This window comes from Duganella sp. FT27W (genome assembly GCF_009295655.1).
Taxonomy (GTDB): Bacteria; Pseudomonadota; Gammaproteobacteria; order Burkholderiales; family Burkholderiaceae_D; genus Rugamonas; species Rugamonas zoogloeoides.
Genome location: NZ_WHIV01000004.1, coordinates 357,082 through 370,983 on the forward strand (window position 1 = coordinate 357,082; position 13,902 = coordinate 370,983).

Annotated in this window: 13 protein-coding genes; 1 reads left to right on the forward strand and 12 read right to left on the reverse strand. The window is 60.2% G+C overall.

Annotated elements, in window-relative coordinates; all coding sequences use genetic code 11:
* Window position 1: 1 nt before the first annotated feature.
* From rpsC to rplC, 7 genes are read right to left on the reverse strand one after another with little or no spacing between them, the layout of a single operon-like run.
* A complete protein-coding gene (gene rpsC / locus F8197_RS18765) occupies window positions 2-784 on the reverse strand; it encodes a 30S ribosomal protein S3 (protein WP_019923488.1) in 783 nt (260 codons plus the stop codon).
* Between the two features lie 9 nt (window positions 785-793).
* Window positions 794-1,126: a 50S ribosomal protein L22 gene (gene rplV, locus F8197_RS18770; protein WP_174864456.1), complete on the reverse strand. Its 333-nt coding sequence runs from the start codon at window positions 1,124-1,126 to the stop codon at window positions 794-796.
* A complete protein-coding gene (rpsS, locus tag F8197_RS18775) occupies window positions 1,123-1,398 on the reverse strand; it encodes a 30S ribosomal protein S19 (RefSeq protein ID WP_026133139.1) in 276 nt (91 codons plus the stop codon). Before rpsS ends, rplV begins: the two co-directional genes overlap by 4 nt.
* Before the next feature lie 9 nt (window positions 1,399-1,407).
* Complete coding sequence (rplB, locus tag F8197_RS18780; protein ID WP_056146772.1) at window positions 1,408-2,238, reverse strand: 50S ribosomal protein L2; 831 nt, start codon at window positions 2,236-2,238, stop codon at window positions 1,408-1,410.
* Entirely contained in the window at window positions 2,238-2,552 is a 315-nt protein-coding gene (rplW, locus tag F8197_RS18785) for a 50S ribosomal protein L23 (protein ID WP_019923491.1), read from the reverse strand. The genes rplB and rplW overlap by 1 nt, the downstream gene beginning before the upstream one ends.
* The gene (gene rplD / locus F8197_RS18790; RefSeq protein ID WP_019923492.1) at window positions 2,549-3,169 is read right to left on the reverse strand and encodes a 50S ribosomal protein L4; all 621 of its coding nucleotides are present in this window, start codon (window positions 3,167-3,169) and stop codon (window positions 2,549-2,551) included. Before rplD ends, rplW begins: the two co-directional genes overlap by 4 nt.
* A gap of 3 nt (window positions 3,170-3,172) precedes the next feature.
* Complete coding sequence (rplC, locus tag F8197_RS18795; protein WP_019923493.1) at window positions 3,173-3,829, reverse strand: 50S ribosomal protein L3; 657 nt, start codon at window positions 3,827-3,829, stop codon at window positions 3,173-3,175.
* Between the two features lie 351 nt (window positions 3,830-4,180).
* Between rplC and F8197_RS18800 the strand changes: the two genes are divergently transcribed.
* Window positions 4,181-5,011, forward strand: a complete 831-nt coding sequence (locus F8197_RS18800) for a PEP-CTERM sorting domain-containing protein (protein ID WP_152883151.1) — start codon at window positions 4,181-4,183, stop codon at window positions 5,009-5,011.
* Here the strand turns inward: F8197_RS18800 and F8197_RS18805 are convergent.
* The 5 genes from F8197_RS18805 to F8197_RS18825 form a co-directional block, all read right to left on the reverse strand.
* A complete protein-coding gene (locus tag F8197_RS18805) occupies window positions 5,008-5,862 on the reverse strand; it encodes a DUF817 domain-containing protein (RefSeq protein ID WP_152883152.1) in 855 nt (284 codons plus the stop codon). The genes F8197_RS18800 and F8197_RS18805 overlap by 4 nt on opposite strands.
* A 119-nt stretch (window positions 5,863-5,981) precedes the next feature.
* Window positions 5,982-8,765: a TonB-dependent receptor domain-containing protein gene (locus tag F8197_RS18810; protein ID WP_152883153.1), complete on the reverse strand. Its 2,784-nt coding sequence runs from the start codon at window positions 8,763-8,765 to the stop codon at window positions 5,982-5,984.
* Between the two features lie 306 nt (window positions 8,766-9,071).
* Window positions 9,072-10,109: a cupin-like domain-containing protein gene (locus tag F8197_RS18815; protein WP_152883154.1), complete on the reverse strand. Its 1,038-nt coding sequence runs from the start codon at window positions 10,107-10,109 to the stop codon at window positions 9,072-9,074.
* Entirely contained in the window at window positions 10,093-10,806 is a 714-nt protein-coding gene (locus tag F8197_RS18820; RefSeq protein WP_152883155.1) for a SapC family protein, read from the reverse strand. The genes F8197_RS18815 and F8197_RS18820 overlap by 17 nt, the downstream gene beginning before the upstream one ends.
* Before the next feature lie 84 nt (window positions 10,807-10,890).
* Window positions 10,891-13,890, reverse strand: a complete 3,000-nt coding sequence (locus F8197_RS18825; RefSeq protein WP_152883156.1) for a TonB-dependent receptor — start codon at window positions 13,888-13,890, stop codon at window positions 10,891-10,893.
* Window positions 13,891-13,902 lie beyond the last annotated feature (12 nt).

Here is a 13,902-nt window from a genome sequence, read left to right on the forward strand (position 1 = left end):
ATTATTCTCCTGCTTTCTCAGCCGGCTTGGCAGCAGCACGACGGGCGCCTGCAGGACCAGCTGGACGTGGACGGCCCGATGGCTTGCCGTCGTCACGACGTGGGCCACGTGGCTTTTTCTCGTCAGGTGGGGTATCGATGACTGGTGCATCGCCGTTAGGCGCGCGGTCACCTTTGTATACCCAAACCTTGACACCGATGATGCCGTAGGTGGTCGAAGCTTCGCTGGTGCCGTAGTCGATGTCAGCGCGCAGGGTGTGCAGTGGCACACGGCCTTCGCGATACCATTCGGTACGGGCGATTTCGATGCCGTTCAGACGACCCGACGACATGATCTTGATGCCCAGGGCACCCAGACGCATGGCGTTTTGCATCGCGCGTTTCATGGCGCGACGGAACATGATGCGTTTTTCGAGCTGTTGCGAGATCGAATCGGCGATCAGTTGCGAATCGATTTCCGGCTTGCGGATTTCCTCGATATTGACGTGCACTGGCACGCCCATGATCTTGGTCAGCGCCGACTTCAGCACTTCGATGTCTTCGCCTTTTTTACCGATGACCACGCCCGGACGCGAGCTGTAGATCGTGAAGCGCGCGTTCTTGGCTGGACGCTCGATAACGATGCGACCGACCGAAGCGTTCTTCAGTTTGGTTTTCAGGTAAGCGCGTGCTTTCAAGTCTTCGTTCAGCATGGCAGCGAAATTGCCGTTGCCTGCATACCAGCGCGAAGCCCAGTTACGGGTGACCGCCAGGCGGAAACCGGTTGGATGAATTTTCTGACCCATCGTAGCTCCTTAGTTACCGACGGTCACATAAATGTGACACGATTGTTTCGAGATACGATCGCCACGACCTTTAGCGCGTGCAGTGAAGCGCTTGAGGATCGGGCCCTTTTCAACGTAGATCGTTTTCACGAACAACTCGTCGATATCGGCACCATCGTTGTGCTCGGCGTTGGCGATTGCCGACTCGAGTACTTTCTTGATGATGGTGGCGCCTTTTTTCGGGCTGAATTGCAGAATGTTGAGTGCTGCGTCAACTTTCTTGCCACGAATCAGGTCAGCAACCAGACGGCCCTTTTGGTCCGACAGGCGCACGCCTTTGAGGATAGCTTTGGTTTCCATTATTTCTTCGCCTTCTTGTCAGCGGCATGGCCCTTGAACGTGCGGGTCAGTGCGAATTCACCGAGCTTGTGACCTACCATGTTCTCGGAAACGTACACAGGCACGTGCAGCTTGCCGTTGTGAACAGCGATCGTCAGGCCGATGAAGTCAGGCATGATGGTCGAACGACGGGACCAGGTTTTGATTGGCTTTTTGTCTTTGATCGCTTGCGCGGCTTCGACTTTTTTCACCAGGTGGGCGTCACAGAACGGCCCTTTTTTCAATGAACGAGTCATGATTTATCCTTATTTCTTGCCGCGGCGCGAGACGATCATGGAAGACGTGCGCTTGTTGCTGCGAGTCTTCTTACCCTTGGTCTGCTGGCCCCATGGCGACACTGGGTGACGACCGGCTGCAGTTTTACCTTCACCACCACCGTGCGGGTGATCGACCGGGTTCATGACCACACCGCGAACGGTAGGACGAATACCGCGCCAACGCATGGCACCGGCTTTACCGATCTTGCGCAGGCTGTGTTCGGCATTGCCGACTTCGCCTACGGTCGCGCGGCACTCGATGTGCACGCGGCGCACTTCACCCGAACGCAGGCGAACCTGGGCGTAGGTGCCGTCACGGGCCATCAGAACAACGCCGGCGCCGGCGGTACGGGCCATTTGGGCACCCTTACCTGGCAGCATTTCGACGCAGTTCATCACGGTACCGACCGGGATGTTGCGGATTGGCAGGCAGTTACCGGCCTTGATCGGGGCTTCCGAACCGCTCATCACGGTATCGCCTACGGACATGCCTTTGGTGGCGATGATGTAAGCGCGGGCGCCGTCGGCGTAGCACAGCAGTGCGATGTGCGCGGTACGGTTTGGATCGTATTCGATACGTTCCACTTTCGCCGGGATGCCATCTTTGCTGTTACGCTTGAAGTCGATCAGACGGTAGTGCTGCTTGTGACCACCACCGATGTGACGGGTGGTGATGTGGCCGTTGTTGTTACGACCAGCAGTTTTCGATTTTTTCTCAACCAGGGCTGCCAGCGGACGACCTTTGTACAGGTCGCTGTTGACAACTTTCACCATGCCGCGACGGCCTGGGGAGGTTGGCTTCATCTTAACGAGTGCCATTATTTAGCCTCCTCGGTGAAATTGATTTCCTGGCCAGGCTTCAGGCACACGAAAGCACGCTTGGTGTGGTTGCGACGGCCAGTGTGGGCGCCCGAGCGCTTCTGCTTACCTTCGCGGTTCACGGTTTGCACCGATTCCACTTGCACTTTGAACAGCAGTTCAACGGCAGCCTTGATTTCTGGCTTGGTTGCGTCGGTGGTGACGCGGAACACGATCTGCTCGTTCTTTTCCGCGACCATGGTGGCCTTCTCGGAAATCACTGGAGCAACCAGCACCTTCATCAGGCGCTCTTCGCTAAATTTCAATGCGCTCATGCCAGCATCTCCTCAATCTTGGCCAATGCAGCTTTGGTGACCACGATCTTCTTGTAGAACACCAGGGACATCGGATCTGCGTGACGTGGTTCAACAACCAGTACGTTAGGCAGGTTACGCGATGCCAGTTCCAGGTTTTCGTTGGCGACGTCGGTGATGATCAGCACGGACTCCAGGCCCATACCGTTCAGCTTTTGCGACAGCAGCTTGGTTTTTGGAGCTTCGATAGCGAAGTCTTCAACAACAACCAGGCGCTCTTCACGAGCCAGCTGGGACAGGATCGAGCAGATACCTGCGCGATACATCTTCTTGTTCACTTTGTGGGTGAAGTTCTCGTCAGGCGAGTTCGGGAAGATGCGACCACCGCCGCGCCACAGTGGCGACGACGACATACCAGCACGAGCACGGCCGGTACCTTTTTGGCGCCATGGCTTCTTGGTCGTGTGGTGGACTTCTTCACGATCTTTTTGTTTACGGTTGCCGCTGCGAGCATTGGCTTGGTAAGCAACGACGATCTGGTGGATCAGGGCTTCGTTGTAGTCGCGACCGAATACGGAATCGGCGGCAGCAACATTAGAGGCGGCTTGACCTTGAGCATTCAAGAGCTTGAGTTCCATCGTTTAAGCTCCCTTCTTTGCTTTAACTTTGACAGCAGGCGATACCACTACCTGGCCGTTTTTGGCGCCAGGAATCGCACCTTTGACCAGCAGCAGCTGACGGTCGGCGTCGATACGAGCGATTTCGAGGTTCTGCACGGTGCAGGTAACGTCACCCATGTGACCGGTCATGCGCTTACCAGGGAATACACGACCTGGATCCTGCGCCATACCGATCGAGCCTGGTACGTTGTGCGAACGCGAGTTACCGTGGGTAGCGCGGCCCGAAGCGAAGTTGTGACGCTTGATGGTACCGGCGTAGCCTTTACCAATCGAAACACCTTGAACGTCGATTTTTTGACCGACTTCGAACAGGGAAGCAGCGATAACTTCGCCAGCTTTCAGTTCTGCAGCTTTGGCTGCGTCGATGCGGAACTCTTTCAGCAGAGTACCAGCTTCAACACCGGCTTTAGCGTGGTGACCAGCAACAGCTTTCGTTACGCGGGAAGCGCGACGTTGACCGAATGCGACCTGAACTGCGGTGTAACCATCAGTTTCAGGAGTTTTGATTTGTGCAACACGGTTGTTCGATACGTCAACAACGGTGACTGGGATCGAATCCCCGTCATCGGTGAAGATGCGCATCATACCAACCTTGCGACCGAGGAGGCCAAGGCTCATTTTTTCTCCAATTCCCACCTACGATTGGGCGGGGATATGTTGAACTACTAAATAAGTACGGATCAATAAAAAGATGAATCCATACCGAAGCCGGCTAGTGTAGCGTGAAAAGACCCTTGACGCAACAACTTAGTACGAGGTATGTCAGGTTTTTGCGGCGTTGTTGTTGCGGGTTCGTTGCATGTTGGAAAAGCTGTGGCGCGGATGCGCATTTTTGGCCGCAAAGCGTGGCGCCATGCGGGTTTGGCGGCGGTCCCTGCGTGCGCGCAAACGACGCGGGGAACAGCGGCCTAGCATCGATCAGGCAGGCGTCCGTCTGCCTCGCCCATCCTTCCACCCACCGGAGCTCCCATGAAAACCGTGCTACCCGCAGTGCTGCTGACCCTGGCCGCACTGACCACCACCCTCGCCGCGCCGTCGGCCCAGGCCGGCGCCGACGGTGCCTCGCGCATCGAGAATGTCACCCTCGGCGTGATCGACCTCACGCCCGGCGACGGCAGTGGCGCCAGCTATACGCTCAACTATGGCGACAGCCGCCTGCTGGCCTACTCCAACACGCTCAACAACGGCGGCAGTTACACCCAGCTGTCGGTGTACCCGGCGCCCTTCTCTGCCGGCCAGGCCGTGCTGCCTGCCAGCGCAGGCCCGGGCACCGCCGTGGCTGGCACCACCGGCGCCGTGGGCAATGTCACCGCCACTGCGGCGGCCGACATGTCACTGGGCGTCGGTAATTACGTCGGTGCCGAGGGCTACCAGCAAGTGGGGCTGACGCTGGCGCCGCACACCCTGCTCACGGTCGGCGGCGATTTATTGACGCAGGCGCGCCGCACCATGGCGGCCGGCGAGAACTACGCGGTATTTAGCTGGGCCTCGATCGACATCACCGACGCCGAGGGTACTACGTCCACCACGCTCAACCGCGAAAGTGCATTGCGCTGGGATGATCCCTACTCCACCGAGGCCGCGCGCCAGGAGCGCTTCCTGCTGGCATTCGCCAACCCTGGCGACTATGACCTGTTCCTGACCTTGAGCTTCCTCGCCTACACGGACATCACGGTCAACCCGGTCGATGCGCTTGGCGGCGGCGTAGCGCCGGTGCCGGAGCCGCACACCTGGGCCACGCTGCTGGCGGGCCTGCTGCTGACCGGCACCCTCGCCCGCCGCCGCCAGCGTCCGTTCTAAGCTTCGGGGACGTGGATGCTCGCCTTGATATGCTTGAGGTGGGCGATGATGGTAAAGGTCATCACCACCAGCAGCGACCACGAGCTCCATTTGCTGACGTGGACGGCGCTCCAGGCGCCGAGCTGGTTGGGGTAGCGCCATACGCCCCAGAACGTGCTGATGTTTTCTGCCAGCCAAATGAACAGGCCGATCAGCACGAACGACAGCAGCAAGGGCATGCGGCGGTCGCGGTCGAGCGGGCGGTACACCACCATGGTGCGGGCATACAGGCCCAGTGCGGCGGCGGCCAGGTACCAGCGGTAGTCGCCGATGTAGTGATGGGTAAAGAAGTTGGCGTAGATGAGGAGCGCGATCAGCACCGCCATCCAGTACGGCGGGTGGTGGCGGATGCGCAGATCGAACAGGCGCCAGGCCTGGATGATGTAGCTGCCCACGGCCGCATACATAAAGCCCGTGAACAGCGGCACGCCCCACAGCTTGGTGTAAGCGAAATCGGGATAACTCCACGAGGCGATCGCCCCGGACACCTTGAACACCTCGAGTGCAAAACCCACCAGGTGGAACAGGCACACGGCCTTCAGTTCATCCCAGGTCTCGAGCTTGCTCCACACCATGCCGGTCTGGATCGCCAGCGCGGCAACGAGCAGCACGTCGTAGCGCGGCACGCCGAACAGGCCGGCGCGCGGGGTCAAAAACACGGCGCTGAAGAACAGTCCCACGAACAGGCAGGCACGGGCGTTCTTGATGCCGAAATACAGGAACTCGAGCAGGAAGCGCTGCATGCCACGCAAGCCGCTGCGCGGGGCGCCATCGAGCAAATGGGTGTCGAACGTGTTGAGGGTATTGAGCATGCGGCAACTCTAGCGCCCGCCCCTTGTGATGTAAAGCGCAAAAAAAGACCAGGCATCGAGCCTGGTCTTTTGGTCGTCGCCCGGTATTGCTACCGGGCGGCATGATCAGCTGGCGCCGATCAGAAGAACGTGTAGCTGGCGGTCAGGCCGATGCGACGGAACTGCGGCGAGAAGCCATCGCGCCACTGGATCGGCGCATCTTGCTGGAACAGGTTGTCGATGTACAGGCTGATCTTGGTATTTTTGATACCGCTGTACGCCAGGTTGTAATCCACCGTGGTGTTGCTGCCAACATGACCGCAAGTACCCAGATTGGCGGCCGACACATTGTTGGTCACGCAATAGGTTGGCGAACCCAGGCTGTTGTTGCTGTAGCCGCTGGCGTAGTTGATGGTCATGCCATGGTCGAACGAACCGGCCCTCAGGCTGCCGCGCAGCTTGGTTTTCAGACGCGAACCCATGTCGTAGGTACCAGCCATGTTGGTGTCGTAAGCGTTGTCGGCAACGCTGAACTCCTGGTATTTCCACAGGTACGTACCTTCCAGTTTCAGGCGAGCCTGACCAACCGGGGTGTTGAAGCGGCCCGATGCGTCAAAGTCGAAGCCCGAAGCACGGGTCTTGCCGCTGTTGACGTATGGGTTGTACAACAAGCCGATGGCACCAATGCCGCCGAAGTTGGCCGTGCTGGTTGGCGCATACTTACGTGCCAGCGCAACGAATTGCGCATCGGAAGCGGTGTTGTCAACACGAACCAATTGACCGGCTGGCAGGTTTGCTTCGTCGCGCAGCACGTCGGCCACCGAACGGGTACCGATTTCATCCTTGCGCTCGATGTGGTAGTAGTCCAGCGCCATGGTCCAGTTCTTGATCGGCTCGAAGACAACACCGGCGGTGAACGAACGCGAGGTTTCTGGCTTCAGATCCTTGTTCGAGGACACGAAGGTCGGCACGCCGGCCAGGCAGTCCGCGTTGCGCAGAGTGTTGGCTTGCGACTTGTCGGCAGGGGTAGCGTTGGCAGCGTTTTGCACCAGGTTGTTCAGCGTGCTGGCGATGCCACAACGACGTGGATCGTTGGTGCTGGTTGCGAACGAACTGCGGCCCAGGCCGTTGCCGGTTTCCACCACGTTCGGTGCGCGGAAGCCGCCCGATGCGGTAGCGCGCAGCAACAGACCGTCGGTCACGGTGTAGCGCACGCCCAGTTTCGGCGAGTAGTGCACGTCGCTGTTGGTCGATTTGTCGGCACGCAGCGCAGCGTTCAGTTCAACGCTCTTGAACACAGGAATGGTCGCTTCCGTGAACAGTGCGTAGTGGTCCATCTTGTCCTTGACCTGCAGACCGGCGATACCGATCAGGTCACCACGCAGCACGTTGTCCGAGCTGGCCATTTCGTACTTTTCCTGGCGGATGTCGGTACCGAACGCAATGTTCAGCGGGCCGGCCGGCAGTTGGGCGACTGCACCCGACACCACGGCATTGGCAAAACCGATTTTCGATTCGCCGATGGTGGTGCGTATCGGGAACATCGAGTCCAGCAGCGCATAGCTGTTGGTGCCCGCAGGACCATTGAACTTGTAGGCGCCGCTGGTGATGGCGTTGGTATAGCCGGTGGCGCTGGCAGCGCGGGTAGCCTTGGTCGCGTCCGAGGTCATGTAGCCGACCGACGATTTCCAGTCGAAGCCTTTGACTTCGCCGGTCAGGCTCAGCATGACGCGCGACTGTTTCGATTCGGTGCGGTTGAAGTTGAAGCCGTCGCCGGTGTCCAACATGCGGGCACGGAATTCAACCGGTACGTTGTACGGGTTGTTGGCATGGCCAACCGGCAGTTTCGGGTAGAAATACGGCCCCACCATCTTGCCATCGATAGCGTTGTACCAGGTGCTCGACGCGGTGGTTGGCTGCACGGCAAACGGGGCAACGATGTAATCGTTGGCGGCGCTGGCGTGGGTGATCTCGAAGTTGGCGTCGATATCCTTGCCGATGCGGAAGTGCGTGTTGCTGGCCAGCGCATAACGCTTGGCGTCGGTGGTCAGGCCGGTTTGTGGCAGGATGTCGTACTTGCACAGGCCGTCGCGTGGATCGATCGACGAAGCCGGGCAGCCTGGCGCAGGTACATAGTTAGAAGCGCTGCGATACAGGTTACCGGTTGGCGAATAAACGCTTGGCACGTCCCAGGTCGAGCGGCCCGGGGTCTGGCGGTGCCATTCCGGGTAGTGGTTGCGCAGGTCGCCGGTCGAATAGCCGTCGCTCTTGTAAGCGTCGTAGGTCAGGTAGGTGTTGAAACCGTTACGGTCGATGTCACCCCAACCGATGATGCCGGAGATGTTGCTGTTGCGGTTTTCCTTGAAGTTCTCGGATTCCTTGTAGTTCGCGGAAATACGGGCGCCTTCGAAGTCCTTGAGCAGGATGATGTTGATCACACCGGCGATGGCGTCGGAACCGTAGATGGCCGATGCGCCGTCTTTAAGGATCTCGATGCGGTCGATCGCCGAGGCTGAAATGGCATCGAGGTTGGTGAAGTTTTGTTGTGCACCATCGGCCAGGCCGTATTGCGCAATGCGCTGGCCATTAACCAGGACCAGGGTAGCAACCTTGCCCAGGCCGCGCATGCCCACGCCGGACGAACCGGTCGCGAAGCTGCCCGAGCTGCTCGATGCCGAGCTGATGTCGGTGCTGATGGCGGACGACGAATTCAGAATGCCCAGTGCGGTGGTCTGGCCGGTACGTTCGATATCGTCACGGGTCAGGATCTGGATCGAGCCGGCAGCTTCCTGTTCGGTGCGCTTGATGCTACTACCGGTGATTTCGATGCGTTGCAGCTTGGGTTCGGTGGCTGCTGCTTCTTGCGCCGCAGCGTGCTGCGAAAATGCCAGGCCCAGCGCCATAGCAATGGCACTTTTTTTCATGGTGTGTTTCAAAACTACTCCCGAGAAATTAATGGATTCCATGCGCTTCTGAGTACCATCGACCGGGTAAGGTGATCAGCACTTTCGACGTCTAAGGAAGAATCTCTCACAATATTGACGGGTGGGAAAAGACCCAGTGCAGTTTTTGCACGGCATTTGTCGAAAAACCCCGCATTTTGTTGTTTTTCTGTTCGAAAATCATTGTCTATTGAATAGCAACAAAATATTCCACTCCAAAACATTAAAAGAAAAGCTTTTTATATTAGCAATCCCATGCCGATACGGCTGTTCTCGGAGGACGCGCGTCTAGCGCTTCATGCGGTTGAGCAAGTGCGCGCGCAGCATGCGGGCGCCCATGGCGTCGATCGGCGCCAGCACATGGCGCGCTGCCTCGGGGATATGGGCGGCTTCGCTGCCGTCGCTCTCGAACACGTAGTGGCGGAACAGTTCCTGCCATGCCAGCCGCTGCGCGGGCGGCAGGTCGCGCATGGTCAGCAGCGCATGCAGCAGCGTGGTTGCGGGCGTATCCATGTACGCGGGCGACTGCCGCCACCAGTAATTGACCAGCACATTGAAACTGTCCTGCGCCTCGATATGGTGCCACCACATGCTGGGAATGAAAATGGCGTCACCGGCGGCCAGCTCGGCCTGCTGCGCATGCGCCCACGCGGTAGCGAAAAGCGGATAACGCACCAGGTCCGGTGCGGCGAAATCGACCAGGCTCACGGCCTGGCCGGCCGGTGTCAGGTCGAGCGGACCGATGTACAGGTTGGCCAGCTGGTCGGGCGGGAACAGCGTAAAGCGGCGGCGCCCGGCCGCCACGCACGCCAGGTTGTCGGGCAAATCGTAGTGGGCGGGTATGCGGGTGCGGTTGCCTACCCAGATGCTGGCCAGCGCGTCGCGCGCACCGAGTTTGACATCGTTTTCAGCCGTAAAGCCCGGCAGGCAGGCGTCGATCGTGGTTGAGCCCACGTACAACGTGGGCGGGCGCGGGTCGTCCTGGTGCGCGCGCAAGGCGTCGAGCACGGCGTCGAAGCGCACCTGCTGCATACTGAAATTAAAGCCGGACAGATCGTGGTTGTAAAAAATCCGCCCGTCGATCTCGGGCGCGCCGTGCATCGCCATCACGGTGGCGTCGCGGTAAAAGCCGCGCAGGTAGGCGTCGGCCGCCTGGCTGGACGCTTGGGCGGCGCGTACCATCGGCCAGTGCGATACCAGGCCGCGCAGCACTACCGGTTCGGTGGCTGCCAGGATCTCATCGGGCAGCGGCACGCCGGCGGTCCAGGCGATCTCGGCGATCGGCTGTGCGGCCGTCGGCATCACGGCGTCAGCGTGGGACGGCATGCCGGCGGTTCTCGCGTTCGATCAGGGCACGGAAGTTCGACAGCGACGCCACCACCATGTAGATCGGCAGCAGGTAGCCGGCGCGGTGCAGGCGGTTCAGCGCCGCCGCGTCCAGCGCCGCCAGCGCTTCTTCGTTGATGGTGTACAAGCCTTCCAGCCGGCGCTCGCTGCCGTCAGCCAGTTCGATCTCGAACACGAATGCTTCGAGCAGCGCGTGCTCGCGCAGCGCGGCAATCAGGCCTGCCATCTCCAGCATGCCCTCGTGCAATGCGAACAACATCGAATTGACTTGCTCGAGATACGGCGTGGGACTGCCCTCCTCCAGGAATACGGCTTCGCCTTCGTCGGGACCGCAGCGCAGGCGCGCGCTGTTCTCGTCCACGTGGACGGTCAGTTCCTGGCCCGATACGCCGATCAGGAACGGCTGGCGGCGCACGGCCAGCGGCACGTAGTCGGCATCCCAGCCGTCATTGCTCAGGAAAAGGTTGTCGCCGGCAGCCAGGCCGAACAGGGCCAGCGCTTCGAAACCGTCGCCGGCCGTGGGCCGGAACACGATCGGATAATGCGCCTGCGCCTGGCGGAACTCGGCCGCGACGATCGGTGCGGCCATCTGGTTGTCGCCGAATTCGGCACCGGGCCCGGTGCGCACCCGCAGATGCTGGTGGGTGATGTTGTTGAGTAAGACTGGCTTGGCCATGGTTGCTCTTTGATTGCGTTGACTGAACAAGAAAGGGGCGGCACTTGTCAGCGCCGCCCCCGGGTCACACCTCGATGTTACCGATCAGAACTTGTAGCGCGCGCCCAGCATATACCGTGGGCCGGCTTGCGTCACGTTCAACGTCGCCATGCTGGTACGGCCGTGCTGACGCTGGGTCTCGTCGGTCAGGTTGATCGCCTCGACCTGGAAGCTCAGGTTCTTGTTGTAGTTGTAGCCGATGCTCAAGTCAGTCTGACCATAGCTGTCGGTGTACACCGGGGCCGCCTTGCCCGAACCGTCCACGGTGGCGGCCAGGAACTCGCCGCGCCAGTTATAGGCCAGGCGCACCGACCACTTTTCGTTCTCGAAGATGCCGACCACGTTGGCCGAATTGCTCAGCCCCAGGATTGCGAACTGGTCGCTCACGTTGGCGTTGTCGTACTTGAGCGGCGAACGCACGTAGGTGTAGTTCGCCTGCACGCCAAAGCCGGTACGGCCGAACATGTGCTGGACGTTTGCTTCCGCGCCACTGACGCGCGCCGACTTCTGGTTGGCGTAGCTGGTGGTAAGGAAGTTAGCCAGCGGATCGGTTGGCAGGCCGGTGATCTTGCCAGCGAGATTACCATCTGGATTGACCCCGGTGCGCACCACGCCCGGCTGGCCATCATAGGTGCTCAGGATGTAGTTGCGGATGCAATTGGTGTTTGCCACCGTGCAGCCGCCGGTAGCCAGCGCGGCCTTGTAGTAGGCGCCACCGACCGGCGTGTGCAGGTCATACAACGAACCGGCGGTCACGATGGTACCGGCGTAGTTATCCATTTCCTTGCGGAACAAGGCCAACGAGAACACGCTCTGCTTGTCGTAGTACCACTCGTAGGACAAATCGAGATTCTTCGATTTCACCGGTTTCAGCGCCGGGTTACCGACCGATGCGGTGCCGTTGTAGGTGCTGGCGATCGTACCCAGGCTCAGGCCGCCCTGTAGCTGGTCGTAGCGGGCGCGGCCAATGGTGGCGCCGGCGCTGGCGCGCAGCTTCATGTCGGCACGCAGATCGACGTCGAAGTTCAGGCTCGGCAACACGTTGTTATACGAGGACGAGGTATTGGCCGTTTCCGCAGGTGCCAAGGTGATCGGCAACTCGTTCTGCGACTCCCACACCATGGCCGTGCCGGGCTGGAACTGGGCCGCCGACATCACCTTGGTCTTCTCGAAGCGCACGCCAGCGGACGTGTGCATCGGCATGGCGGTATCCCAGTCGGTACCGAACGAGGCATAGACCGAGCTGGTTTTTTCGACCAGCAGGCGGTCGGTATCGGCACTGGCGAAGTTCGGCAGGTAACCGGCCTGCTTGCCGGTAGCATTGGCAGTCAGTGCGCGCACGGTAGCGAAGTCGAACGTGTAGAGCGTGCCGAACAGGTTAGGCGAACCGCCGATCTTGCTGAAGTAGTCGCCCAGCGGGTTGGCCTGGTAAGCGCTGGCCGGGTAGTCGGACGCCTTGCTGGCGCCGCTCCAGGTGTTGTTCTGCACGTTCGAGTACGTCGAGCGGTTGGACGACTTGCTGTAGCCGCCGCCGAACTTGACGGTCGAAGCCTCGAGCACCTGCCAGTCACCGCCAACTTGCACCTGGTCTACCTTGGCCTTCTGGTAGCTGTTGTGGAACCACGAACCGGTACCCTGGATCGGTTGCGCGGCCAGGTTGGCCGCTGGCATCGAGACGATCGGCAGCTTGTTGGTGAAATCAACCTTGGTGTCGCCACGGCTGAAACTGGCGTTGGACAGGTTGTTCTCGGTACCCCACGGGCTGTCGGCGCCCGATTCGGCGGTCGAGTGGTGGATGTCGAAATTGAGCTTGAGCGCGTTGCTGGCTTTCCACACGGTATTGAAACCAATCGACTCGTTCTTGGTCTTGGTGGCGTAGTCGCCGCCAACGATCGAGATATCCTGCGGCTTGTCATAGGTTTCCGAGTACGTCAGCGGCGACTGCACGTGACCACCCGGCCAGGTGCTGGTCGAGGTTGGCGTCTGCGCGAACCATACGCTCAGCTCGTTACGCTTGGTTTGTACCTTGTTTTCCGAATAGGTCAGATCCAGCGTGGTAGTAAGGTCCTTGACCGGGCGGAACTGCAAGGCCAGTTGGCCGTTGGTGCGTTGGCGCTGGATGCCGTTGACGCCATAGCCGAAGTTTTGCGGGATCGAATACACATCGGTCGGACCCGGGCGGTTGGTGATGTTTTGCGAACCGGGCTGTCCTGGCTGCGGCAAGGTGGCGCCATCGGGAGTGGTCGCCGAACCCAGGAACGGTCCCTGGTAGCCGTTGGCCAGGCCGGCGCGGTTGAAGCCCGAATTACGCTCCTGGTAGCTGGCGCTCACGGCCACGCCGAAGCGGCCGTCTTCGCTGGTGTTGGTGTAGATGCCCGACACTTCCGGCGTCACGCTGTCGCCCTTGAGCAGGCCCGGCAGGTGCTTGTTGGACGTGTCGTGCACAGCCTTGACGCCGATGCTCGAATGCATGCCCGGGTTGTCGAACGGACGCGCGGTCATCACGTTGATGGTGGCGCCAATGCCGCCGGTCGGGTTGTCGGCACGGCCGGACTTGTATACCTGCAACTGCGAAATCGCTTCCGAGGCCAGGTTGGAAAAGTCGAACGAGCGGCCGCCCAGGTCACCGAGGTCGGTGGTTGGCATCTGGCGGCCGTTGAGCAGTACCAGGTTAAAGTCCGGGCCGAGGCCGCGCACGGTGACCTTCTGCCCTTCGCCATTGCTGCGGTCGATCGACACGCCGCTGATGCGCTGCAGCGATTCGGCCAGGTTGGTATCGGGGAATTTACCGATGTCGTCAGCGACGATGCCGTCGACGATGCCGTCGCTGTTGCGCTTCATGTTCATGGTGGACTGCATGCTGGCGCGGATGCCGGTAACGACCACTTTCGGGCCGTCAACGTCGCCAGGGACCGGGGCGGCCACTTGCTGCGCATAAGCTGGCGCCAGGGTTGCGAACGTGGCGCAGGCGCCTGCCACAGCCATGGAAATCAGGCGGCGTTGCTTGGGCAGACGGTTTGAAAACGTTTTCAGATTTTGTTGCATTTTGTCTCCGTT